The sequence below is a fragment of the Nitrospira sp. genome, assembly GCA_024998565.1.
Lineage (GTDB): Bacteria > Nitrospirota > Nitrospiria > Nitrospirales > Nitrospiraceae > Nitrospira_A.
Window position 1 is genome coordinate 411,950 of sequence record JACOEM010000001.1, and the last position, 22,899, is coordinate 434,848.

The window sequence follows — 22,899 nt, forward strand, 5'->3', positions numbered from 1 at the left end:
CGGTAGCAGTCGTTGCATATCCCAAGCCAGTCACTAGGCGGCGGGAAGGTCATGCAACGGCCCATGGCCGATCAGATGAATGGCGCGTTTTTCACCGAGACATGGCCAACAGGTCACACTTCAGATCGGGAGGAGGCAGAACCGAACGATTTGGGGGACGCCGGTGTCGGCAGGCGGGGACATCGTGGCCTGCGCTTCAGAAGAACGCAGACCACGACGGAATGAAGGCGTCTTGCGTCAGTAACCCGAAAACTTTTCAGTGCGAATATCGCTGTCTTCGATGCGGGCCTCTTTGAGCATCGTCCGCAGTGCGCCGACCATACCCGGCGGACCGACCACGTAATAGATCGGCTTCTCCACATTCACGAGATGTCTGGAGAGCAATGCCGCATTGAGGAATCCCGTCTCGCCCTGCCAGGATCGGGAAGATTTCGCGGGTTCGGTCATGGTGCCCACGAAGCGATAGTGGGGATTCTTGTCTTGCAAGGCCTGCAGCTCCTCCAGGAACGGCGCATCCTCCGGTCGCCGGTTGGAGTAAAACAGCACCATGGGGTGCGGCGACCGCTGCATCGCCGCCTGCACCACCATGCTGCGAAACGGGGTAATGCCGATCCCGCCTGCCAGGAAGACGGCAGGGCGGGTCTGGTCGGCATGCAGGACCAATTTTCCGAACGGTCCTTCCATCTGAACAGTGGAACCGAGCGGCATACGCTGCAGTTCGCGCTTGAAGGCGGTATCGCGCAGCCGGGTCGCCACCATCAACGTGGATTCCTGCGGTGCGCTCGCAATGGAAAAGGCTCTGGTGTTGCCCGCTGCATTGGTCTCAGAGGGGTGGGGCAGCGTCAGATCGACGAACTGACCCGGCGTGAATACAAACTGCGTCGGCTTGTCGAAGTAGAACGCCATCGTCCCTTCCGCCACCAACCGCCGCTCTGTCAGCCTGATCGAATACCCGTTCTCGCTCGCCGCCTCACCCATGATTCACCTCTTGTGTCACACACTGCACGCCGGTCAACCGGGAACTCAGAGCGATTTGTGGGTCCCGTCGCAAAACGGAGGATTCTTGGTGTGCTTACATTGGCACAAGGCCACGGTTTTCTTTTCGGTTGTCGTGAACTCCAGAGGCGTGAAACTGGTTCCCTTGTGAGACCCATCACAAAACGGTTGCTTCTTCGAGCGCCCGCACCGGCACCAATAGTGCGTGCCTGCTTCCAACTCCAACACGGCCGGCTGCTTCGCTGCAATGACTGGTTGTTCCATGCTTTGCCCTCCTGTTTAAGCGAATGATTCTACTTCCGCACACATTCTTACCCTGCTGGGGCTAGCTCGCTTACCCACATTCGACGCAAATCCCCTGCCATCCCAAGCAGGCGACCGCTCGCTCTGCCACTTGCCGGCACAACGAGTATCGGCACCGTTGAGGAGAAAGGCGCCAGCTTCCACCTGCGTCCTGCCGCAGAAAGGGACACAGATGATCCAGCCCGGCAGGTCTTGGCCAGTCCTAGCAGGCTGCGGAAACACTCGATTGTTGCGCAAGACGTTATGATCAACTCGTGCGCCGTTTCGGTATCAGAATCACCCGCAGGATGCGCAAAATGGCCGTCCAGCAAGGCCGCAGCGAGCGAAGAGGCGAATCGTACTCGTGCGGTACGGTGAGCCGCGAAGCGATGCGAGAACGCCGCTGGCGGTCTTTTTCCGCATCCTGCTAGAGCGACAGCGGCTTGATGGGCGCAAGGACGGCCGACGGATTGCTTTTCCACAAGCCTTCGTCCGCGTCCACATACACCTCGACCTCATTGCCGTCCGGATCCCGCAAGTACAAACTCTGACTCACCGTGTGGTCGCTCATCCCGTCGATGGAGACACCGGCGGATTCCAGCTCCCGCTTCGCCGCCCTCAGCTCATCGAGGCTGTCGCCCACTTTGATACCGATATGGTAGAGGCCTCGACGTCGCCCTGACGGCGGCCCCGGCGCATCGCCGACTTGAATCAGCAGCAGCTCATGATGCGTGCGGCCGGATGTGAGCGCCGCCGCCGCGCCATTGAAAATTCTCCCCACTTCCTGGAATCCAAGCAGATCGCGATAAAATGCCAGCGAACGTCCAAGATCTTTCACATAGAACACGACATGGCCGAGATACTGCGCTTTCATGTGATCGACTCCTTCCCCGGCGACGATGTCCGGAGCAGCGCCCTGACCGCCGCATGCGCCAGCACCACATCGGGTTCGCGCTGCAACGCGTCGTAATAATGCCGGCCGAATCCATTGCCTTCTTCGGACGGCGTCAACATGGTCCGCACCGAGTCGATTGCCAGGGTCATCTCCGTCCGGTCCCCGATTTCCTCATCCTCGGACAGCTCATCGATCTTCACCATCAATTGAGAGAGCGGGCGCAACCAGGCGAACCATGCGTCACCCAAGACAAGTTGAAAAAACGCACCATTCGTCTCGATCCGCCCATGCACCCGCTCATAGGAGACCCGTTCGCTGTCCAGCAACGCCTTGTGCAGACGCAGCAACGACCGCGACAGATTGCCCAGGTGCGCGCGCATGTGACCCTGACCTGACATGATCCCGCCTCCTTGCGAATCCGCCCCGCTTATCCCGTCGGTTCACTATCCAGTTGGTGCGCCTTGCGGCCACCCCTGGTGAGCGGATGCATCGCCAGCTGCCCCTCCACCATGAGCCGCGCCATCTCCGCCGCGCGGGCGACGAGCGCCTGAGCCCCTTCACGCAACTCCCGGCTGTGCTGCACCTCGCTGTTGTTCCGCTCCATGTCCTCTGCGCTCCATCCGCGCGAATGGGCGATAAACGGAAACTGCGGGAACTGGCAACCGACTTCCGCGAAGAAGGTCATCAGTTGACCGGCGACACCCTGGACATTGTCCTGTCCACCCATGATGATGAACGCGGCGACTTTATTTTTGAGCAGATGCCGGTTGGCGATCGTCTCCTGATTTTGAATGCAGTTCATCCGTTCGACCATCTTGTAATAGAGGCTGCTGGCTCCGCCCCATCGGATGGGTGTCGAGACAAGAATCACATCCGCCCAATGCACTACGGCTTCGTAGACCCGGTCCATTTGATCGGTCGGATCCATCTGCGTAATCGAGCAAGGCCAGGTGCAGGCTTCCGCCGACTTGGAATAAAACCCTTCACAGGCCCGGAACGAGAGGTCGCGAAGCTTGATCAGTTGCGTGTCGAGCTCCAGGTGTTCGCGCGCATGCACGAGAGCCTCCTCCAGTAGGGCGTCGGAGGCGCTGAAACGCGGCTGATCCGCCGTCATCGCAGTCGTGGCGAGGCCCAACACACGAATGGGACCGTCGGTTCGTACGATCGGGCGCGCGAGCGGGTGCGATGGTTTCGGAAGCTTGCGCCGCTTCGTGACCGGAGACAGATCGACATAGACGCGCCCATCCTCCACCTTGACGGCATAGGTCGCAACCTGATCACCTTCATACCCGGGCTCGCCCCGGCCGGTTTGATGGTGAAACTTCCAGTAATGCCAGGGACAGACGACGTAGTCACCCTCAAGCCGTCCTTCGCCCAGCGGCCCGCCGATATGATTGCAGACCCCTGAGATCGCCGCGAACCGGCCGTCCTTGTACGACAGGGCCAGCTTCGTCTGGCCACAGACAATCTGCCGGAGGGGGCGCTGTTTGAGGTCATCGACCGAACCGATCTCAGTCCATGTCGCATCCGGCATGTCGAGTTCCTTCAAGTGTTAGCTCTAGATTGGCCCGTCACAAACGCTTCTCTTCCAGATCATACACATCGAAATACACGTAGACGGGGCGGTGACTCGGCACATACTTCGGGATGTAGTCCTCCATATACGCCTGCACCGACGGCGCCATCTCGGACAGTCGCAGGTCCCGCATCTTGTTGTTCCACTCAATGATCGCCTGCCGGTCCTGTACCTTGCTGTGCGCCTTAAGCCACGCACCCACGTCCTCATCGGTGGCTCCTGTCGCCACGAACTCCTTGAACTGCTCCGGGGAGATCCCTGTGAACGCGAACAACAGGCCCGCCAGCGAACAGGGCCAATAGTTGTACTCCCCGTTGATGCCGAGTAGAAACGCCCGGCATTTGTCCACGCATCGTGCGCCGATGACATAGCCCCCCAGCATTTCCCGCGGGCTGCGAGGATAGGTCTTGGTGAGATCTTTCGCAAGCGATCGCACCTTCTTTAAGTCAGGCATCCTGTCGTTCCTTTCCTTGTCGAGCGCGCGAGGGCTTGGAGAATGTAATGCCCGCCTTCTGAACCTCCTGATAGGGGAGGAGCCAGACCAGCGATTCATCCGACAGGTCGCCGACCTGAATGCGGTTTCCCCACGGGTCGCGGAAATCGCACCGGAAATGCGGCTCCATCTTCAGCTTGTACTTCCTGGTGAGCTTGCGCCGGACTTCTTTGATCTGCTCCGCATCACGCACCATCAACCCGAAATGCTTCACGCGATCCGGCTGCAGTTGCTCGACCTCAAAAATCGCCATGAATTGGTGTTCACCCAGTTTGCACCAGGCCGCGCCTTCTCCGCCTTGCAACATCTTGAGTCCGAACACGTCTGAATAGAACTTCACGGCTTTCTTGGCGTCGGTCACTTCGATCACGATGTGATTACATCCGTAGACTTGCACCGCCATCGCAGGACCTCCTTACCCGGTAACCTGTTTGATCGCGGAGACGAACGTCTCCACCGGCTGGGCGCCGGAGAGCGCAGCCTTTCCATTCAGCACGAAATAGGGGACCCCTCTGATACCCAGCTGATGGCCATGGGCCTCCTCCTGCCGCACGGCATCCACACCCTCCTGCGCCTGCAGCAGACGAGCGACCGCCTCTCCATCCAATCCGGCCCGGACGGCGAGGGAAACCAGTATCTCAGCCTCACCGATAGGGAATCCCTCCGTGAAGTACCCGTGAAACAGTTCTTCGACCACCTCATCCTGACGGCCCTGCTGCTGAGCGAACCAGATCAGTCGATGGGCATCGAACGTGTTCGGTGTCCGCGCGATCCGGTCAAACGCGAACTCGATGCCCACACTCGTTCCCACTGCTGCCACGCGGTCCTGGATCGCCTTCATTTCGCCGGGCCCGCCGAACTTCGTTTCGAGATACACCCGTCGATCCATGCCGGCCTTGGGCATGGTCGGATTGAGCTGAAACGGGCGCCAGAATACGTGCGCCTGCGCCTGTACCGATTCCAGCGCCTGTTCCAGCCGCCGTTTGCCGATGTAACACCAGGGGCACACCACGTCCGAATACACATCGACCGTGAGCGCCTGACCGGTCATGACAAATGCCCCATCTTTCCCGCCTGGTAGTCGTGCACGGCCTGGATAATTTCGTCGCGCGTGTTCATCACGAACGGCCCGTACCGGGCGATCGGCTCGGCAATCGGTTCGCCGCTCATCACAAGGATGGTCGCATCCTGCTTCGCCTCCACGACGACGTGCGCGCCTCGCTGACCGAACAGCGCGATTTCTACTTCCTGCACCGGCTGCGACCCGTTCACGACGACCTGTCCGTGCAGCACGAACAGGGACGAATTATATCCCTCGGGCAAGTCGAGTTCAGTCCTGTGGCCCGCCTTCAACCGCAGGTCGTAGAGGTGGACCGGGCTGAAGGTCTTGGCCGGACCTTTCACCGCGCGAAATTCTCCGGCGATCACTCGTACCCGGCCGGCTCCTCCATCGAGCTCGACCGCAGGAATCTCCGCATCGACCAGCGTTTGATAACGGGGCGCGGTCATCTTGAACGCCTTCGGCAGATTGACCCACAGCTGAATCCCCTCCAACAGGCCGCCCTGCTTCGCGAATTCCTTCTCATGCAACTCTTCGTGCACGACACCCGAGGCCGCCGTCATCCACTGCACGTCACCGGGGCCGATAACGCCGCCGCTGCCGGTCGAATCACGATGCGCCACCTTGCCGTGATACATGATGGTGACCGTCTCAAAGCCTCGATGGGGATGCTCGCCGACCCCGAGCTGCCGGTCGGTCGGCGGGAACTGCTGGGGCCCCAGATAATCGAGCATTAAAAAGGGCGACAGCTGCTCCTCGACTCCGGCGCCGGGAATCATGTTGCGGACCGGAAACCCGTCCCCGACCATATGATGAGATCCGGCCTGATACACTCCGACAAGATCTTTCGTGATGGATGTGTCTGTTCGCATAGGGCCTCCTTTCTTACGCCATTCCGCGTAACGCCTCCGCAAGGGGAATGGTGCCTCGCACCAGCGAGGCGGAGTGTTCATACCCGATCGCACCTGTTGAAAACGCGGTGTACATTTCCTCGAACAAGCCGGCTGCCTCTCCGGAAAAGCCGAACGAAGTGAATGTCGGCACCACGGCGCTGAGCGGCGCCGGTTGCGCAACGACCGCCCGCCCAAGAATCCGGCTCAGCGCCTCGGCCACCTGTTCCGGACTGTACTCCTCCGGGCCCGCAAGCTCCACTACCGTGTGGCCCCTTCCGCCGGCCATCAATCGCTCCGCTGCGACGCGGCCGATATCCTTGGTCGAAATCATCGGCACCTTCGCCTGCGGCGCCATGAATGTGGGCAGCAGCCCCTGGCTCTTCGCCATCCCGATACCCGGCGCCCAGTTCTCCATGAAGTAACAGGGTCGCAAGACCGTCAGATTACGAGCCACCGCACTCAATTTTTGCTCGCCGTATCGGACGGCGCGTATAGGGCCGGTACCCTCCGGGATCTGACCGCCGACGGACGACAGGAACACCACATGCGAAATGCCGCTCGCTTTCACGGCTTCCGCTGCGCGATCTAACCGCTGCCGCTGCTCCGCAAGCCAGGCCGTCGCCCCATAATTCGGCGGAACCAGCAGGTAGACACCTAAGGCCCCTTGCAAGGCCTTCGTCATGGCGGGCACATCATCCAGCGAGGCGACGGCCACCTCGGCCCCTTTTGCTTTCCAGGCTGCCCCCTTGTCGGCCGAACGCACCACCACCCGCACCGGTTGTTTGCGAGCGAGCAGCGTCTCTGCGACCACGGCTCCGGTATGTCCTGTTGCTCCCAATACGACGAACATCGTTCGCTCTCCTTTCCCGCCTCAGGCGACTCGTTCCGCCACCACCCGATCCATCGACCATCGGCCGGCTCCCGTCACCAGCAACGCAGCGGCCAGCCCGATCACCAGGAGATGGTACTCATAGCCCTCTCCCTGCTGTTGCCCGAACCAATTCATGAAAAACCCCACCGGCAGATGCACCGTCAGAATGGCTCCCAGCATGATTACAATGAAGCTGGCGGCGGTGAAGCGCGTCAACAGGCCGGCGATCAAGCCCAGGCTGCCGAAAAACTCCCCCATGATAACCAGAAACGCGATGATCCAGGGTAGCCCCATTTTCTGGGTGAAAAAACCCATTGTGCCGTCGAACCCGAATCCACCGAACCAACCCAGCAACTTTTGAGCCCCGTGCGGCAGCATCACCAATCCCAGGGTCAGCCGCAAAATCAGGCCGGCCCAACTGTCGTCTGTATTGAAGAGTGCTTTCATTTCGGTATCCTCCCGTGATCGACCATTGACCGCCTGACTTCGCCTACCGATCAGATCGCCCGGCAGGAAGCCGCACGGCCCGACGCCAGTATAATAGTTCTAATTAGAACTAAGTCAAGAGCAAATATTCCCCCTCAATGGGAAGAACTGATATCCCGACAGATCAGTCAGTGTGGTTAGAGGGACATTCGCGCCGGGTAATCGGCCCGTCAACGACCGGCCGGGGGCATGCATCGAAAACGCTGAGGAGCGATCGAGACGTCACGGCTCTCTCGGGCAGGAGGAAGGAAGATACGTGTGAGGGACGAAGTCGCCTATTTCCTTTGTTTGATCGCGCGTTCGACCTCGCGGCCGGCTTCGCGGGCTTTGATGGATTCGCGACGATCGTATTGTTTCTTGCCCTTCGCCAGGGCTAACTCCACTTTGGCGTGGCCGCGCCTCGAAAAGTAGATGCGCAGGGGGACGAGGGTGAGGCCCTTTAACTGGGTCTTTCCGATCAGCTTGTTGATCTCTTTGCGATGCAACAGCAGCTTTCGCTTGCGGAGCGGGTCGTGGTTCATCAGATTGCCGTGGGAGTAGGGGCTGATGTGGCAATGCTGCAGATAGACCTCGCCGTCGTCCACCGAGGCATAACTATCCTGGAGGTTCACGCGACCTTCCCGCAACGACTTCACCTCGGTCCCCCGCAGGATGACCCCGGCTTCGAACTTCTCTTCGATGAAGTAGTCGTGATACGCCTTGCGATTGGTGGCGACGACTTTGTACTGGTCTTCTTTGTCCTGCGTTTTCGTCATCTCATACTAGCCCACATGATGCATGAGCGCTTCTGCTGCAATCGCGGGTTCGCGGCTGCGACAGGCCTGTCGGCGGGCGGGCTCGCCGCTCGGTCGGTCGACATCCTGTTCAAGGATGCCTCCCTTCCTCACGGCTCCACACGCCCGTCTCGCTTCGCGACTCCGCCATTTCGCGACGAACCATCATGCATCATGTGGGCTCGCGCGCGCTATTTCCATCGGGCACATTTTGTTATCATACCACCATGCGTGGACAGAGCAGGCTCGATTCCTTCAGCTCCATCTTGGCCGGTGTCGCCCACAGGTTGGGCCTGGAGAGCAAGTTATTCGAAGCGCGCCTGCGACGTCAGTGGCCCGACATCGTGGGCGAGCCGATCGCGGCCCACACGCGTCCCGATCAAATCCGGTTCAAAAAGTTGTACGTCCTGGTGCACAACTCGGTGTGGCTACAGCAGCTCACCTTTCTCAAGCCGGTCCTATTGGAGAAGGTGAATGCGATGGCGGGCCAGCCGTTGGTGACGGACATCGTCTTGCGCATCGGAGAGTTCACTGCAGACCCATCGCCGACTGCCGAAGCAACGACTGCCCCCGACCCGTTGACGATTCAACCGTCGCCCCAGTTACTCCAGGAAGTCACGCTCCACGCGCAGGGCATTCAGGACCAGGCCCTGCGTGAACACCTGGTGACCCTCATGGCGCAGGCGTTGAGTCAGCCGGAGAGGCCCCCGCGTTCCGCACGACGGTCCCCTTAAACAACTGCCGCGAATAGGCCGCGGTGGCCGCACTGTCTTTTCCCCTGGGAACCGGCCCGATACGGCCTTCTTCTTCCTGTCCATCAAGCCGGTACAATCCGCGCACCGATCCCTCAAACCCGTCCCGCACCGTGGCATCTTCACCCGTCACGTACTTGTGCAGCACCTCCGGCTCCGTCCAGCCCTCATCGGTGAAGATGTAAATCGCAATATGTTGATAACGCCCCTTGGGATCATCCAGGGTGGTGGGCTGGATTTTCATGCTGCCGAAATTCCGGCTTTCCGCGCCGACTTTCCGGAATCGCTCGATCAGGGTTTCGATCTCAGTGTCGCTGGTCCAGGACGGCACATGCACCGCTACCACCGTGCGCTCCTGGGAGCCGATGCTATAGGGGGGAATCGAACGATCCGGACGGCTGAGAAACATCCCGCCCCAGATCAAGGCAAAGGAGCCGAACAGGACGCCCAACGCCATTTTGACCACGGTGTCCAGCGGACGCTTGACCGGAGTGTTGGTCGGAGTCCCGGCCGATGGCGGAGTTGGGTGGTTCATAACCATGGTGGGGGGAGCCGCTTGAAACCGGTGCGGCTCCAAGGAATCATGACTCGCCCTCTTCAGGCACTCCTTCTTCGCGTTCGACCAGTCTCACGACGGCGACCACACGATCCTCATCTCCATCCATGTCGAGCAGGCGGACACCTTGAGTGTTGCGCCCGATTTCACGGATGTCGTCCACCTTGCAGCGCAACACTTTGCCCTGCGCCGCCATCAACATGATCTCATCCTCGTCGCGAACCTGGAGGAATCCCACAGCCGGCCCGTTCCGCTCGGTCGTCTTCACGCTGATGATGCCTTTGCCGCCGCGACCCTGCACGCGATATTCGTTCACCGGTGTCCGTTTTCCGTACCCGCCTTCGGTCACGGTGAGGATCGCGGTGGTCGAGTCGGGCGTAATCGTCTCCATACCGATGACTTCGTCGCCGGGCTCAAGGGTGATCCCGCGCACCCCGTGGGCCGTGCGTCCCATCGCGCGCACATCTTCTTCCTTGAACCGGATGGTGATGCCCTGCTTCGTGCCCAGCAGAATCTCCCGCTGGCCGTCGGTCAGGTCCACACCGATCAGCTTGTCGCCCGCATCGAGCGAGAGCGCAATGATGCCGCCCTGGCGCGGATTGCTGTAGGCCGACAGTTCCGTTTTCTTGATGACGCCCTGCTTGGTCCCCATGATGACAAACCGATCGGCACGGTATTCTTTCACCGGAAGGGTTGCCGTGACCTTCTCGTCTTTGGAGAGGGCCAAGAGATTGACCAGCGCTTTGCCTTTGGCGGCTCGGCTCGCTTCGGGAATTTCATGGACCTTGAGCCAGTAGACCTTGCCTGCGTCGGTAAAGAACAGCAGCGAGTCGTGCGTGGAGGCCGTGAAGAGGGTTTCGACGAAGTCCTCTTCCTTGATCCCCATCGCAATTTTTCCCTTGCCGCCGCGCCGTTGCGCCCGGTAGAGGGTGACGGCGTTCCGCTTGATATAGCCGGCGTGGGAAATCGTCACGACGACTTCTTCTTCGGCGATCAAATCTTCGAGCGTCAGCTCGGCCTCTTCCTTGACGATCTTGGTGCGGCGTTCGTCCTGATACTTCTCTTTAATCTCCGTCAATTCATCGCGGATGATCTTGCGCACCAACGCTTCACTGCCGAGAACTGAGCGCAGGTATTCAATCGTCTTCAGCACTTCGCGGTATTCTTCCACGAGTTTGTCGCGCTCCAGTTGCGTGAGCCGCTGGAGGCGCATTTCGAGAATGGCGTTGGCTTGGATTTCCGACAGCCGGAACTGCTGCATCAAACCCGTGCGCGCCACATCAGGCGACTGCGAACGGCGGATCAGCGCGATCACGGCATCGAGATTATCCAGCGCGATCTTGAGGCCTTCGAGGATATGGGCGCGTTCTTCCGCTTTGCGCAGATCGTAGGCCGTGCGTCGCACGACCACTTCGCGGCGGTGCTCGACGAAGGCTTCCAGAATCCGTTTGAGGTTCAGCACCTCCGGCCGGTTGTTGACCAGCGCCAGCATGTTGACACCGAAGGTCGTCTGCAACTGACTGTGTTTGTATAGATTGTTCAGCACGACGAGAGGAATCTCATTCCGCTTCAGCTCGATGACGACACGCACACCCTCGCGGTCCGATTCGTCGCGGATATCGGAGATGCCCGTGACGCGATCCTCCTGCGCCAGGTCGGCGATCTTTTCGATGAGTTTCGACTTGTTCACCTGGTAGGGAATTTCGGTAATGATCAATCGTTCCCGGTCGGTCCGTTCATCGGTTTCAATCGCCACCTTCGCGCGAACCGTCAACAGCCCGCGTCCCGTCTCGTACGCATCCTTGATCCCGGACGTGCCGTAAATGAACCCGGCGGTCGGGAAGTCGGGTCCCGGAATTTTCTTCATTAACTGTGCGATCGTGACCTCTGGGTTCTCCAGCAGCAGGAGCAACCCTTCGATCACTTCACCCAGATTGTGCGTGGGAATGTTGGTCGCATAGCCGACGGCGATTCCGCCGGCGCCGTTGACCAGCAGGTTCGGTACCCGGGAAGGCAGGACGAGCGGCTCCACGCGCGACTCGTCGTAGTTGGGACCGAAATCGACCGTCTCTTTTTCAATGTCGGCCAACAGCTCTTCGGCCAATTTGGTCAAACGGGCTTCGGTGTACCGCATGGCGGCGGCGGCGTCACCGTCCATCGAGCCGTAGTTGCCCTGTCCATCGACCAGCATGTAGCGCATGTTGAAGTTCTGCGCCATGCGCACCAGGGTGTCGTAAATCGCGGAGTCGCCATGGGGGTGGTAGTTGCCCATGATCTCGCCCACGATCTTGGCCGACTTCCGATACGGCCGGTTCGCGGCCAGCCCCATTTCGTTCATGCCGTGCAGAATGCGCCGGTGCACCGGTTTCAATCCATCCCGCACGTCGGGAAGTGCGCGACCGACGATCACGCTCATGGCGTAATCGAGATACGACGAGCGCATCTCGTCTTCGATCGCAATCTGTCCTAGTCGTTCATCTGGCGGCATTCCGACTCCTTAGAAGAGCTGATGGCATATGGCGTATAGCCGATGGCAGAAGACTTCGTGAAAACCTCCGGACTATTCGCTATCAGCCATACGCTCCTGGGAATTTACTATACGTCCAAGTTCCTGACTTCCAGCGCATGTTGCTGAATGAAATTGCGGCGGGGTTCCACTTCGTCGCCCATCAGGATCGTGAAAATCTCATCCACGCCGGTCATGTCTTCCAGCTTGACCCGCAGCAGCGTCCGCTTTTCCGGATCCATGGTGGTCTCCCACAGCTGGCCGGGATTCATCTCACCGAGACCTTTGTACCGCTGGATGTTCAACCCCTGCTTGCCTTCTTCCAGGATCGCCTGCACCAACTCGGCTGAGCCGTTCTTATGAACTTCGGCTCCCTTGATCTTGATCTTATACGGCGGCTTGCCGAGCCCCATCGCTGAAGGCGCCTGTTTTTGTAATTCCCGGAAGTCGGCGGACCCAACCAGCTCGTGCGTCACGTCCAGTTGATAGGCGATTCCGCCCGTAGCAACCTTGCACACCAACTTGCTGGATTGATGTTCTTCGTCCTCCAGGATGTCGATGGTCGGTTCGGCCTTCGGGTAGACGAGCGCCAGCGTGGCCTTCGCATTGGCGACGATCGTGGCCAACGCGGCCTGATCCTTCAACGCCTCGCGCGTTAACCCCGGCTCGTCGACAAAGACCCGCAACATATTGGCTTCGTGATGTTTCTTATTCACCTTGTGCAGCAGGCTTTCGAAGGCGATCAACTTTTTGAGCGTCGGCAGCAGACGGCGGCCCGAGAGATATTCCCCCCCGTTTTCGAGCGCCACTTCGACCTCTTCGACCGCCAGGTCCGCGAGGTATTCATTCATCGCAGGTTCGTCCTTGAGATACCGTTCCGTCTTGCCCTTCTTGACCTTAAAGAGGGGAGGCTGGGCGATGTAGATGTAGCCCCGTTCCAGCAGCTCCGGCATCTGGCGGAAGAAAAAGGTCAGCAGGAGCGTGCGGATGTGGCTGCCGTCCACATCGGCGTCGGTCATAAGCACGATCTTGTGATAGCGCGTCCGCGCAATGTCGAACGCTTCCTTATCCGGCTTGTCGGAATCCTCTTTTTTGCGGCCGATTCCGGTCCCGAGCGCCAGGATCAACGTGCGGATTTCGTCGCTGGTGAGCATCTTGTCGAAGCGGGCCTTCTCGACGTTCAGAATCTTTCCCTTGAGCGGAAGAATCGCCTGAAACTTCCGGTCGCGGCCCTGCTTGGCAGACCCGCCGGCGGAATCACCCTCGACGATGAAAAGTTCGCTCAACGCCGGATCCTTCTCGGAACAGTCGGCCAGCTTGCCGGGCAACGACCCGCCATCCAAGGCGCTCTTCCGGCGAATGAGGTCCTTCGCTTTCCGGGCCGCTTCACGGGCGCGCGCGGCATCGATCGCCTTGCCGATGATTTTGCGGGCGACCGGCGGGTTCTCTTCGAAGTAGGTGCCGAGGGCGTCGTTCACAGCCGCCTCGACGATCCCCTTCACCTCACTGTTGCCGAGCTTCGCCTTGGTCTGCCCTTCGAACTGCGGATTCCGTACTTTCACGCTGACAACCGCGGTCAAGCCTTCCCGCACGTCGTCGCCGCTCAACGATTCGGTGTCTTTCTTCAGGAGATCGTTGGCGTTGGCGTAACTGTTGATCGTGCGGGTCAGCGCGGCCTTGAAGCCCACCAGGTGGGTGCCGCCTTCTTTGGTGTTGATGTTGTTGGCGAACGAAAAGAGATTCTCGGCATACCCGTCGTTGTACTGCAGCGCCACCTCAAGAATCAGGTCCGCGCGCTCAGTCTGCACGTAGATGGGCTTATGCAGCGGGGTCTTGGCTTCGTTGAGATGATCGACGAACGAGACGATCCCGCCCTTATAATGAAAAACCTGTTCCTTTTCCTTGCGATCGTCCTTGAGCGTGATGGACAGGCCCTTGTTGAGAAAGGCCAGCTCGCGAAGCCGTTGCGCCAACACGTCGAAGCTGAATTCCAGCGTTTCAAAAATCTGGCCGTCCGGCTTAAAACGCACCTTGGTGCCGCGGCGCTTGGTTTTTCCGGTGACGGCTAACGGCGCCTGGGGTTTTCCACGCTCATACCGCTGCTCGAAGACTTGTCCGTCCTGCCAGATTTCCAGCTCCAGCCATTCGGAGAGCGCGTTCACGACCGAGATGCCGACCCCGTGCAACCCGCCGGAAACCGTGTAGGCGCCCTGTTCAAACTTGCCGCCCGCATGCAGGACGGTGAGGGCGACTTCGGCGGCGGACTTCTTCTGGGTGGAATGCATGCCGGTGGGAATGCCGCGGCCGTTGTCCACGACCGTGACACTGCCGTCGATGTGGATCGTGACCTCGATCGCTTCACCGAAACCGGCCATGTGCTCGTCGACACTGTTATCGACGACTTCATAGACCAGATGGTGTAACCCGTCGACACCGGTGCTGCCGATGTACATCGCCGGTCGTTTCCGGACGGCGTCGAGTCCTTCGAGAACTTTGATTTGATCCGCGCTGTAACTATCGGATTTCGGCTTGGCAGAATTGTCCTGCTGGTCGTCCTTGGCCATTCAACTCCTACCAGGATGGGGAAAATGCCCGCCGGCGGCGTGCTCGTATCGTGTAGGCCCTCCACGCACCGCAGGGGTACGCCTCGGCCCTACGCTCGCTGCCGCCTTGCCGATCAGCCATTGTGAGCATCCTGTAAAAAGACATTCCGATTCCTAAATTTTGATCGGCATCACGACGCATTTGAATCCGGGACTCTCGGCCTCCTGAATCAGGCAAGGGCTCAAGGCGGTGTCCATTTGCACCGAGACCGATTCTCCATCCATGACGCTCAAGGCATCCAACAGATACCGGGCATTGAATCCTGTGTTGAGCGCCTCGCCCTCATACCGGGCCACCAATTCTTCCGTGGCTTCTCCATAATCGGGATTGCTCGAAAATAGAGTCATGCCGCCGGGAGCAAAGGACACCTTCACGGCATTGGCCTTGTCTTTCGACAACACCGAGACCCGTCGCAACGCGCTTTCCAGCAGCCCGCGATTGACCGCAATGCGCTTGCCGCTTTCCTTCGGGACCACCTGCTGGTAATTGGGGTAGTTCCCCTCCATGAGGCGGGAGGTGAGGAGGAGGCCGCTCTTGCGGAAGATCATGAGATTTTTGGTGAACCCGATCAAGGGCTCTTCGTCGCCTCCCTCTTCCAGCAAGCGCCGCATTTCCTGCGCCGCCTTCTTCGGGATAATCGCTTTGATGTCCTGTGCCGGCTGCTTCGCATTCGGGGGACCGACTTCGCGCTCCGCCACGGCCAGGCGATGGCCGTCGGTGCCGACCAGTCGCAGGAGCGTGGTTTTCTTTTCGGTCGTCGTCAAGCTCACGAGCAGGCCGTTCAGGATGTACCGGGCATCGTTGTCGCCGGCGGCAAACAACGTCTTCCGAATCAGTTCCAACAGGCCTGCTCCGGCCAGTGGCGTCAGCCCCTCGCGTTCAATGGAAGGCAGCGCCGGATAGTCGCCGCTCGGAAGGCCCACCACCTTGAACTGACTCTTCCCGGACTGGATCGTCGTCCAGTTGTTGTCGCCGGATGTCAGCTCGATCTCACCGCTGGGCAATTCCTTGATGATCTCGTACAACTTGCGGGCGGAAATCGTCACGCCGCCGGCTTCGAGGACCGTCGCCTTGTACAGACCCCGCATGCCGATCTCCAGATCGGTGGCGACGATTTCAGCACCGTCGTGTTTGGCTTCCAATAAAATGTTCGAGAGGATCGGCATGGTATTTCGTTTTTCAACGACACCCTGCACCCGCTGCAATCCCGTCAACAATTCCTCTCGTCCGATGCGTACCTTCATGGTCGGTCTCCCTCAGCGGGCCTTACGCCCTCAAGATCTGTTCTTTCAGGCCTTCCAGCGTCGTATGCAAGGCGCTGTCGGCTTCTTTCGCCTTCGAGATCTGCCGACAGGCATGGATAATCGTCGTGTGATCCTTGCCGCCGAACTGGCGCCCGATTTCAGGAAATGAGGCGTCGGTGAGTTCCCGGCAGAGATACATGGCGATCTGGCGCGGGTGCACCAGCGTTTTGCTTCGACGCCGCGATTTCAAGTCGGCAATCTTCAGATGATACTTCGACCCCACCGCCTCTTGAATATCTTCGATGGAGACAATCTTCTTTTTGTCCCCGATGAGATCGCGCAAGACGTTCTTGGCCATGTCGAGCGTGATCGTTTGCCCCGTCAGGGAAGAATAGGCCCCGACCCGGACGAGCGAGCCTTCCAACTCACGAATGTTGTTCTTCATCGTGGTGGCCAGGAAGTGAATCACATCCTCGGGCAGCGCAATGCGTTCGTCCTCGGATTTCTTGCGCAAGATGGCGATACGAGTCTCCACGTCCGGCGGCTGCAGGTCGGCAATCAGCCCCCATTCGAACCGGGACCGAAGCCGCTCTTCGATATCCGGCATATCTTTCGGAAAGCGGTCGCTCGACAGGACGATCTGTTTATGGGCTTCGTAGAGGGTATTGAACGTATGAAAGAACTCTTCCTGCGTCCGCTCTTTGCCCGCCAGAAATTGAATGTCGTCGATCATCAACATATCGACGTTGCGATACCGCTTGCGCAGGTCGATCATCTTGTCATAGCGAATGGAGTTGATGACCTCGTTCGTAAACTGTTCGGTCGTCAGGTAGGCGATGCGGAGGTCGCTTCGTTCAGCCAGGTAGTTGCCGATCGCATTCAGCAAATGGGTCTTGCCCAATCCCACACCACCATACAGAAACAGCGGGTTGTAGGCTTTCGCCGGTTGTTCGGCCACGGCCATACAGGCCGCGTGGGCAAACTGGTTTCCTGCCCCGACCACGAAACTTTTGAAGGTGTATTTCGGATTCAATTGCACGCCGCGTTTTGATCGAGACGCGACGAATCCACGCCCGGCCGTATCCGCCGGACCACTCTCCTGTTGAGCGGGCGAAGGAGAAGGAACCTGCTTGTTGTTGACGACAAAGGACACGTCCAGGTGGCCGCCCCCTTGCGCGGCAGAGACCGCTTCGGCCAGGAGATCGCGGTAATGCTCTCCTAACCACTCGCCGAAAAACTTGTTCGGGACTGCAAGATACGCCGTTGTATCTTCAATCCGGTCAAGTACAACAGGAGTGAACCAGGTTTCAAAGACCTGCTTCGGGACCTTTTCCTGAATGTACACGAGTGCGTCATTCCACATCTAATTAGTCCTGTAAACTCAATATCTTATAAATGTTCACAGCCTTATCAACAGGTGTGGATAAATACATAAGAAACCCTGGTTTTATTGATCGTTCGATGAGAAGACGCGCTCGCTTCTTGTGGACATCCGAGAGACCGGCCGACGGTTCATCTTTCCCGTGCACAGGCTCCCTCACCTTATCCCTGAGCGCCCCCTGCCTTATACACCATCTCATCAACATGGGCTAGGCTCTTCGATCGTCAACGTCCACGGACCTCTTCGCATTCATCCACAGAACCCACAGAGCCTACTCCTACTCCGACGACTCCGGTTCTTCTCTTTATTAGGAAGATAACTAAGAGAAGAGAGCCGGATCACAACACAATGGTCGAATCATGCTCCGCAATCAAGCCGACAAGATCTCGATAGGAAATGATCGTTCCGGAAACGGCTGCCGGAACGCCCGATGCAGATGGAAGCACGTAAATCGGTCCGGGGAACGCCGGTGAAGACCCCACCGCTTCTTCCAGGAGAACCAGCGAGCAGACGCCTGACGACACATCGGCCGATGCGGAAGGCAACAGGGATTGAGCCGGATCCGAAACCGGTCGTCGGAGGAGATATAACGTCTTACGAGCAGCCATGAGATCCCATAGGAGCTAAAAGACCAAGACCCGGTCGGCTGCGGCCATGGCCTGCCGAGCCGATTCAGAAGAACCGACGGTAACTGCGAACCCCTCTTGAAGCTCGGGAGCCGGGCCGGATGGAAACACCAGGAGAAACGGGATCTGGAGATGCTCGAAGGAGGGAAGATACTTTTCGAGAATCTCGATATCGACGATATCATCCGTCTCTTCCGCCAACAGCTGAACGGCCTGTCCCATGAGAATCACCGTAATCGGGTTCTCTCCGGCAGCCAGTCCCAATGCGATGCGCAAGGCCTCGACCGGACGAGCAGAGGTCCGCGGGTCCTCACAAATAATGAGCACGATGGATGCAGTGGCTGCCATAGTCGTTTCTTCAGGCGATCGTCTTATGTAAATGCCAGAAACCGGTCGCAGCCGTTCACAATATTCGACAGCACGACCAGGCCACAGAGAGAAATCCGGGAATCGAGCGCATCGGTCGAGACTCCATGCTGCTGGCATCCATAGGCACAGACAAACAGTTTCATACCCCGGCCCACGAGTTCGGTATAACGAAGGTCGCGAAGATTCTTCACTCCCTCATCGATGAAATAGAGATAGAGATCCACACCTTCAGTCAGCGCCTCAGACGCGAGGTGTGCCACCGTCTCGACACTGGGGTGTGAGGGGGGTGTGGATAACAGGATGCCGAACTTCTTGGCGCTCATTGAAAGTATGTCTGTGGATAATCTTTAAGAGTGATTAAGAATCAATAGCTTATAGATACAAAACAGAATGCGGAGCGTACGAATTCTAGGAAGGAAAGTCAACTACAAAAAGGAACCTGAATTACCTGTTGACGAGTCTGGTGCGGAGGGCTGATGCGAGGTCTGGAATCGGGATGTCTTCCTGGGCTTTTGTCTGCATATTCCGGACGGTGGCGACACCTTTCGTCACTTCGTCGTCACCGAGAAGGATCGCATAGAGAGCATTGAGACGATCTGCCTGACGCAAGTGGGCCTTGAGTGATGCCGCGCGGAAATCCATGTCGGCCGGCACTCCGGTTCGACGCAGTTCATCGAGCAGCGTAAATCCGAGACCGACAGCCTGAGTGCCGAAGGCAGCGACGTACACCCGGGGAATGCCCGCTACCACCACGGTCTCCGGCAACATCAGGGCAATCCGTTCCAGCCCGACGGCGAATCCGACTGCCGGCACCGCGGCTCCACCGAGTTGTTCGACGAGACCGTCATAACGGCCACCGGCTCCGACGGCATTCTGCGCACCCAAATGGGAGCAGGTGACTTCGAATGCGGTGAGACAGTAATAGTCCAGGCCACGGACGAGCCGGGGGTTCATGTGGAACGGGATGCCCACCGATTGAAGGCCGGTCGTCACGCGCTCGAAATGGTCCCGTGCTTCGGATGACAAGGAATCGGCCAGGCGGGGAGCATCCTCAGTCGCCGAGCGGCATTCCGGAACTTTGCAGTCCAGAACGCGTAACGGATTCGTCTCGATCCGGCGCTGGCAATTTCCGCAGAGGCGGCTTTCCACACCTTTCAGAAACGCTACCAGGAGCGGTTTGTACCGGGCCCGGTCCTCTGTATATCCAAGATTGTTAATTTCCAGGGTCAATCCCGGCAGCGTGAGGTCGGACAAGAGTCGCCACAGCAGCGAGATGACTTCGACATCGGCCCGCGGGTCGGCCACACCGAAGGATTCCACCCCGAATTGATGAAATTGCCGCAACCGCCCGGCCTGGGGACGCTCGTGGCGGAACATCGGCCCGGCGTAACAATATTTTTGCGGCCGCGGGTCGGCGGCGCGATTGTGCTCGATGAATGCACGGACTGTCCCGGCGGTCCCTTCAGGACGCAGGGTCAGGGACGATCCGTCGCGATCGGCGAAGGTGTACATTTCCTTTTCGACGATATCGGTCGAGGCACCGATGCTGCGCGCGAACAACGTCGTGGTCTCGAAAATCGGGACGCGGATCTCTTGAAAGCCGTAACGGAGTGCCCACTGCCTGGCGGTATCTTCGATGAATCGCCAGCGGGGGGACTCCTCCGGCAGGAGATCTTTGACGCCCTTAATCGCTTTAATCATGGCTCTGCTATTGGGTCTCCCGAGAGTTCGAGCGGGACTATAGCGGCGGTCCCGCGGGCAAGTCAACGCGGCACGCTCCGTCTCTCGCTCTGCGCTTCACGAGCGAGGAGATACGAGGGACGACTATGTTGCACCGGCCTTTCTGCGAGAGTATAGTGCCCACCTTGTAAACACGGGCGTCCACAAGTACTCTGCTCAATCACAAGCCGCTGGGCCCGCTTCTCTAAAACTATGACCACTCAAGGCCGCCGTGTGATCGCCCTGGCTCCGATGCCGCCGGAAAAATCCGCCTATGCGCTCGCGCGGTATAGCCGGTCCCCGGACTCTATCGAAGAGAGCATCAAATGGGTCCACGGGCATTCCTCTGAAAAATTCTGGGAACAGTTTTATTTCGACTATGGCCATGGCTCCATCGCGGACCTGGGCCATGTGATCATTTGCTTCGAACAGATCTCCGAGCTGGCCGCCATCCGCCTGGAGGACGAACCGCTCTGGGACGGACAGGCCAAATCGAGCCGGTATCAGAACTTCGCCTCGACCAATTGGTTTGTTCCGGATACCATTCGCGGGCAGGAAACCGAAGCGACCTATCTCGGTATCCTCCGGGGGCTCGCAACGGTCTACCGTGCGCTCCACGAACCGTTAAGTCAGCATCTGACGGAGCGGGAGCCTCGCCCCGAGGACATGACCCCCGCCGCCTATCAACGGGCGATTGCAGCGCGGGCCTTCGATGTGACCCGTTATCTGTTGCCCCTGGCGGCGCAGACGAACGTCGGCCAGGTCGTCAGCATTCGCACCCTTGAAAAGCAGATTACCCGCCTGTTGTCGTCTCAACTGCCGGAGCTTCGTCTGCTGGGAGAAGAGCTGCAGGAAGCCTGTCGGAAACCGCCGGTCAATCTCTGGGGTGAATTGTCCGGACAGGCGGCCGGCCTGGGCGAACCCATGGCGCCGACCCTCGCGCGGTACGCCAAACCGAATCTGTATCAGGCAGAGGTCTACAGCGATCTCGCTCGGCATGCGAAAGAAGCACTGAAGGGCAGCGGGTTGGATCAACCCACCGCCTGGGGCGCCGCGGAACCGGTGGACTTGATCGAGCCGCACCATCCGCTCGACGAAGTCGTCACCACGCTGCTCTATCGCGCCTCGCAGGCTCCGTATCGAAAGATCCTCGCGGTCGTGCGGGATTGGACGGAGAAACAGAAGCAGGACACCATCGAAATCGCCTTCCAGAAACGTGGACCGCATGACGAATTGATCAAGGAGTTCCGCAGCGGCTATGCCTTTGTGTTCGATGTGATGATGGACATCGGCGGGTGGCGCGACATGCATCGGCACCGGCGCTGCCAGCAGGTGCAGCAGAACTTCACCACTGTGCACGGGTTCGAGACACCGCCCATTTTGGCAGAAGCGGGGCTCGACCACGAATACCGCGAAGCCATGGGGCATGTAAAATCCGATATCGAACAACTCCGGAAATCGAGCCAGGAAGCGGCGATGTATGCCATTCCGTTCGGCTTCTCCGTGCGCTGCCTCTTCAAGATGGACTATGCGGAAGCGGAATACATTGCGAAATTGCGTTCCGGGGTGAAGGGGCACTGGTCCTATCGCACCATCGCGTGGCTCATGAAACAGAAACTAACCGAACGATATCCCATTCTCGGCGCGCGCATGCAGGCGACGCCGCCGGATGTGCAGGACGCGCTGACGCGCTGAGCGGCGCGCCTCTTTCATCATGAGCACACACCAAGACAGAATCGAAACGGCCCTCCTGGCAGACGACTGGGACCGGGTCGGGTATGAGGCATCGGAATGGGCTCGCGCGGTGGAGACCGCCGGTGAAAAAGATCCTCGCCCGTACTTCGCCTTAAACGTCACCCACCTGATTCGCGGGGAATTCGCCGACGCCTGGCGGATGCATGCCCGCGCGCTACAGGAGACGGACGACATCGAGCGCGTCCGGGAGTGGGTGCACTCCATCGCAGACCGGCACGCCGGCAATGCCCAGACGCATCTGGTGCAGGGATTATTTCTAGCCCAGTCCGGGCAATCCGAGCAATCGATGGTCTCGTATAAAGAAGCCGCCAAGCTGGCTCCGCAGTCTGCGTATCCCCATTATTTTCTGGCCCAGATCCACGAGCGTGCCGACCATCTTGAAATGGCGATCAAGGAATATCGCGAAGCGGTCAAGCTGGCTCCGACATTTGCGCCGGCGCGCACGAACCTCGGCGTGGCCTATCAGGAGCAGGGTCGGCTTGAGATGGCCATTCCCCAATACCGCGAAGTGATCAAGCTGAATCCCAACGACGCGCTGGCCCATGCCAATCTCGGCTGTGCGCTTGCGGAGCAGGGCAAATTCGAACCGGCGCTGCAAGCCTACAAAGAAGCCCTGCGGCTCGACCCAAGTGACGCGGAAATCCATTTCGCGCTCGGCGGAGTTTACGAAACCAAGGGGCGGATGGACCTCGCCTTGAGGGAATATCGTGAAGCGACGCAGCTCAATCCCGAGTTCGCCTCGGCCCACACCGCGCTTGGTTGGCTGTTGATGGAGCAATCCAGAGCCTCGGAGGCCATGGAGTCCTTCAGCAAAGCCGTGAAGGCCAACCCGGAGGAAGCTCAGGCCCTCTACGGCATCGGGAGGATTTACGCCGCCAAGGGCAAGCGGGAAAGTGCCGCCGAAAACTTCTCCAAAGCCATCCGCTTCGAAAAAGATCCCACCAAAAAAAACGCCATCATGAACGCCCTCTTCGCCAGCGGCCAGACCGGGGATTGAGAGCGCCGGGCTTAGTCCTTCGGTGCTCGCGCAACGCGCTGTCGCAGCCAGATTGGGGCTCTGTT

Annotated in this window: 24 protein-coding genes; 3 read left to right on the plus strand and 21 right to left on the minus strand. The window is 59.1% G+C overall.

What is annotated here, in order from left to right:
* Window positions 1-237: 237 nt before the first annotated feature.
* The 12 genes from H8K11_02120 to smpB form a co-directional block, all read right to left on the minus strand.
* A complete protein-coding gene (locus tag H8K11_02120) occupies window positions 238-978 on the minus strand; it encodes an FAD-dependent oxidoreductase (protein ID MCS6262525.1) in 741 nt (246 codons plus the stop codon).
* Between the two features lie 45 nt (window positions 979-1,023).
* Window positions 1,024-1,260 (minus strand): CDGSH iron-sulfur domain-containing protein, encoded by a 237-nt coding sequence (locus H8K11_02125; protein MCS6262526.1) that lies wholly within the window; start codon window positions 1,258-1,260, stop codon window positions 1,024-1,026.
* A gap of 445 nt (window positions 1,261-1,705) precedes the next feature.
* Complete coding sequence (locus H8K11_02130; GenBank protein ID MCS6262527.1) at window positions 1,706-2,152, minus strand: VOC family protein; 447 nt, start codon at window positions 2,150-2,152, stop codon at window positions 1,706-1,708.
* The gene (locus H8K11_02135; protein ID MCS6262528.1) at window positions 2,149-2,571 is read right to left on the minus strand and encodes a hypothetical protein; all 423 of its coding nucleotides are present in this window, start codon (window positions 2,569-2,571) and stop codon (window positions 2,149-2,151) included. Before H8K11_02135 ends, H8K11_02130 begins: the two co-directional genes overlap by 4 nt.
* Before the next feature lie 29 nt (window positions 2,572-2,600).
* Window positions 2,601-3,707, minus strand: coding sequence for an NAD(P)H-dependent oxidoreductase (locus H8K11_02140; GenBank protein MCS6262529.1), 1,107 nt, complete (start codon window positions 3,705-3,707; stop codon window positions 2,601-2,603).
* Window positions 3,708-3,744: 37 nt separating this feature from the next.
* Entirely contained in the window at window positions 3,745-4,203 is a 459-nt protein-coding gene (locus H8K11_02145; GenBank protein MCS6262530.1) for a DUF5069 domain-containing protein, read from the minus strand.
* The gene (locus H8K11_02150) at window positions 4,196-4,645 is read right to left on the minus strand and encodes a VOC family protein (GenBank protein ID MCS6262531.1); all 450 of its coding nucleotides are present in this window, start codon (window positions 4,643-4,645) and stop codon (window positions 4,196-4,198) included. The genes H8K11_02145 and H8K11_02150 overlap by 8 nt, the downstream gene beginning before the upstream one ends.
* A 12-nt stretch (window positions 4,646-4,657) precedes the next feature.
* Window positions 4,658-5,293, minus strand: coding sequence for a DsbA family oxidoreductase (locus H8K11_02155; protein ID MCS6262532.1), 636 nt, complete (start codon window positions 5,291-5,293; stop codon window positions 4,658-4,660).
* Window positions 5,290-6,174: a pirin family protein gene (locus tag H8K11_02160; protein ID MCS6262533.1), complete on the minus strand. Its 885-nt coding sequence runs from the start codon at window positions 6,172-6,174 to the stop codon at window positions 5,290-5,292. Before H8K11_02160 ends, H8K11_02155 begins: the two co-directional genes overlap by 4 nt.
* Window positions 6,175-6,187: 13 nt before the next feature.
* Entirely contained in the window at window positions 6,188-7,045 is an 858-nt protein-coding gene (locus H8K11_02165; GenBank protein MCS6262534.1) for an NmrA family NAD(P)-binding protein, read from the minus strand.
* Window positions 7,046-7,066: 21 nt separating this feature from the next.
* Window positions 7,067-7,513 (minus strand): DoxX family protein, encoded by a 447-nt coding sequence (locus H8K11_02170; protein MCS6262535.1) that lies wholly within the window; start codon window positions 7,511-7,513, stop codon window positions 7,067-7,069.
* 314 nt (window positions 7,514-7,827) lie between these two features.
* On the minus strand, window positions 7,828-8,307 hold the full coding sequence (gene smpB, locus H8K11_02175) for an SsrA-binding protein SmpB (GenBank protein ID MCS6262536.1): 480 nt from the start codon (window positions 8,305-8,307) through the stop codon (window positions 7,828-7,830).
* 185 nt (window positions 8,308-8,492) lie between these two features.
* Between smpB and H8K11_02180 the strand changes: the two genes are divergently transcribed.
* A complete protein-coding gene (locus tag H8K11_02180; GenBank protein MCS6262537.1) occupies window positions 8,493-9,059 on the plus strand; it encodes a DUF721 domain-containing protein in 567 nt (188 codons plus the stop codon).
* Here the strand turns inward: H8K11_02180 and H8K11_02185 are convergent.
* From H8K11_02185 to H8K11_02225, 9 genes are all read right to left on the minus strand, one after another.
* Window positions 8,998-9,612: a hypothetical protein gene (locus H8K11_02185; GenBank protein MCS6262538.1), complete on the minus strand. Its 615-nt coding sequence runs from the start codon at window positions 9,610-9,612 to the stop codon at window positions 8,998-9,000. The genes H8K11_02180 and H8K11_02185 overlap by 62 nt on opposite strands.
* Before the next feature lie 46 nt (window positions 9,613-9,658).
* Window positions 9,659-12,121, minus strand: a complete 2,463-nt coding sequence (gene gyrA, locus H8K11_02190; GenBank protein ID MCS6262539.1) for a DNA gyrase subunit A — start codon at window positions 12,119-12,121, stop codon at window positions 9,659-9,661.
* A gap of 107 nt (window positions 12,122-12,228) precedes the next feature.
* Window positions 12,229-14,703, minus strand: a complete 2,475-nt coding sequence (gene gyrB, locus H8K11_02195; GenBank protein ID MCS6262540.1) for a DNA topoisomerase (ATP-hydrolyzing) subunit B — start codon at window positions 14,701-14,703, stop codon at window positions 12,229-12,231.
* 153 nt (window positions 14,704-14,856) lie between these two features.
* Window positions 14,857-15,987, minus strand: coding sequence for a DNA polymerase III subunit beta (gene dnaN, locus H8K11_02200; GenBank protein MCS6262541.1), 1,131 nt, complete (start codon window positions 15,985-15,987; stop codon window positions 14,857-14,859).
* Window positions 15,988-16,009: 22 nt separating this feature from the next.
* Window positions 16,010-17,350, minus strand: a complete 1,341-nt coding sequence (gene dnaA / locus H8K11_02205) for a chromosomal replication initiator protein DnaA (GenBank protein ID MCS6262542.1) — start codon at window positions 17,348-17,350, stop codon at window positions 16,010-16,012.
* Window positions 17,351-17,706: 356 nt separating this feature from the next.
* Window positions 17,707-17,976: a hypothetical protein gene (locus H8K11_02210; GenBank protein ID MCS6262543.1), complete on the minus strand. Its 270-nt coding sequence runs from the start codon at window positions 17,974-17,976 to the stop codon at window positions 17,707-17,709.
* A 15-nt stretch (window positions 17,977-17,991) separates the two neighbouring features.
* On the minus strand, window positions 17,992-18,342 hold the full coding sequence (locus H8K11_02215) for a hypothetical protein (protein ID MCS6262544.1): 351 nt from the start codon (window positions 18,340-18,342) through the stop codon (window positions 17,992-17,994).
* Between the two features lie 23 nt (window positions 18,343-18,365).
* The gene (locus tag H8K11_02220) at window positions 18,366-18,686 is read right to left on the minus strand and encodes a DsrE family protein (protein ID MCS6262545.1); all 321 of its coding nucleotides are present in this window, start codon (window positions 18,684-18,686) and stop codon (window positions 18,366-18,368) included.
* A 121-nt stretch (window positions 18,687-18,807) separates the two neighbouring features.
* Window positions 18,808-20,064 carry a histidine--tRNA ligase gene (locus H8K11_02225; GenBank protein ID MCS6262546.1) on the minus strand — a complete coding sequence of 419 codons (1,257 nt, stop codon included), beginning with the start codon at window positions 20,062-20,064 and terminating at the stop codon, window positions 18,808-18,810.
* Between the two features lie 270 nt (window positions 20,065-20,334).
* On the opposite strand from H8K11_02225, the gene H8K11_02230 reads away from it, so the two are divergent.
* Both H8K11_02230 and H8K11_02235 read left to right on the plus strand, forming a co-directional pair.
* Entirely contained in the window at window positions 20,335-21,777 is a 1,443-nt protein-coding gene (locus tag H8K11_02230) for an FAD-dependent thymidylate synthase (GenBank protein ID MCS6262547.1), read from the plus strand.
* Between the two features lie 19 nt (window positions 21,778-21,796).
* Window positions 21,797-22,834, plus strand: a complete 1,038-nt coding sequence (locus H8K11_02235; protein ID MCS6262548.1) for a tetratricopeptide repeat protein — start codon at window positions 21,797-21,799, stop codon at window positions 22,832-22,834.
* Window positions 22,835-22,899: the final 65 nt, after the last annotated feature.

Bases quoted from the DNA above. Each gene is read 5' to 3' on its own strand.
- H8K11_02230 (MCS6262547.1), top strand. From the start codon at position 20,335: ATGCCGCCGGAAAAATCCGCCTATGCGCTCGCGCGGTATAGCCGGTCC.
- gyrB (MCS6262540.1), bottom strand. From the start codon at position 14,703: ATGGCCAAGGACGACCAGCAGGACAATTCTGCCAAGCCGAAATCCGAT.
- H8K11_02165 (MCS6262534.1), bottom strand. From the start codon at position 7,045: ATGTTCGTCGTATTGGGAGCAACAGGACATACCGGAGCCGTGGTCGCA.
- H8K11_02150 (MCS6262531.1), bottom strand. From the start codon at position 4,645: ATGGCGGTGCAAGTCTACGGATGTAATCACATCGTGATCGAAGTGACC.
- dnaN (MCS6262541.1), bottom strand. From the start codon at position 15,987: ATGAAGGTACGCATCGGACGAGAGGAATTGTTGACGGGATTGCAGCGG.
- H8K11_02160 (MCS6262533.1), bottom strand. From the start codon at position 6,174: ATGCGAACAGACACATCCATCACGAAAGATCTTGTCGGAGTGTATCAG.
- H8K11_02140 (MCS6262529.1), bottom strand. From the start codon at position 3,707: ATGCCGGATGCGACATGGACTGAGATCGGTTCGGTCGATGACCTCAAA.
- H8K11_02145 (MCS6262530.1), bottom strand. From the start codon at position 4,203: ATGCCTGACTTAAAGAAGGTGCGATCGCTTGCGAAAGATCTCACCAAG.
- H8K11_02135 (MCS6262528.1), bottom strand. From the start codon at position 2,571: ATGTCAGGTCAGGGTCACATGCGCGCGCACCTGGGCAATCTGTCGCGG.
- dnaA (MCS6262542.1), bottom strand. From the start codon at position 17,350: ATGTGGAATGACGCACTCGTGTACATTCAGGAAAAGGTCCCGAAGCAG.
- H8K11_02155 (MCS6262532.1), bottom strand. From the start codon at position 5,293: ATGACCGGTCAGGCGCTCACGGTCGATGTGTATTCGGACGTGGTGTGC.
- H8K11_02215 (MCS6262544.1), bottom strand. From the start codon at position 18,342: ATGGCAGCCACTGCATCCATCGTGCTCATTATTTGTGAGGACCCGCGG.
- H8K11_02130 (MCS6262527.1), bottom strand. From the start codon at position 2,152: ATGAAAGCGCAGTATCTCGGCCATGTCGTGTTCTATGTGAAAGATCTT.
- H8K11_02225 (MCS6262546.1), bottom strand. From the start codon at position 20,064: ATGATTAAAGCGATTAAGGGCGTCAAAGATCTCCTGCCGGAGGAGTCC.
- H8K11_02220 (MCS6262545.1), bottom strand. From the start codon at position 18,686: ATGAGCGCCAAGAAGTTCGGCATCCTGTTATCCACACCCCCCTCACAC.
- smpB (MCS6262536.1), bottom strand. From the start codon at position 8,307: ATGACGAAAACGCAGGACAAAGAAGACCAGTACAAAGTCGTCGCCACC.
- H8K11_02180 (MCS6262537.1), top strand. From the start codon at position 8,493: ATGCATCATGTGGGCTCGCGCGCGCTATTTCCATCGGGCACATTTTGT.
- H8K11_02235 (MCS6262548.1), top strand. From the start codon at position 21,797: ATGAGCACACACCAAGACAGAATCGAAACGGCCCTCCTGGCAGACGAC.
- H8K11_02210 (MCS6262543.1), bottom strand. From the start codon at position 17,976: ATGGCTGCTCGTAAGACGTTATATCTCCTCCGACGACCGGTTTCGGAT.
- H8K11_02170 (MCS6262535.1), bottom strand. From the start codon at position 7,513: ATGAAAGCACTCTTCAATACAGACGACAGTTGGGCCGGCCTGATTTTG.
- H8K11_02185 (MCS6262538.1), bottom strand. From the start codon at position 9,612: ATGAACCACCCAACTCCGCCATCGGCCGGGACTCCGACCAACACTCCG.
- H8K11_02120 (MCS6262525.1), bottom strand. From the start codon at position 978: ATGGGTGAGGCGGCGAGCGAGAACGGGTATTCGATCAGGCTGACAGAG.
- gyrA (MCS6262539.1), bottom strand. From the start codon at position 12,121: ATGCCGCCAGATGAACGACTAGGACAGATTGCGATCGAAGACGAGATG.
- H8K11_02125 (MCS6262526.1), bottom strand. From the start codon at position 1,260: ATGGAACAACCAGTCATTGCAGCGAAGCAGCCGGCCGTGTTGGAGTTG.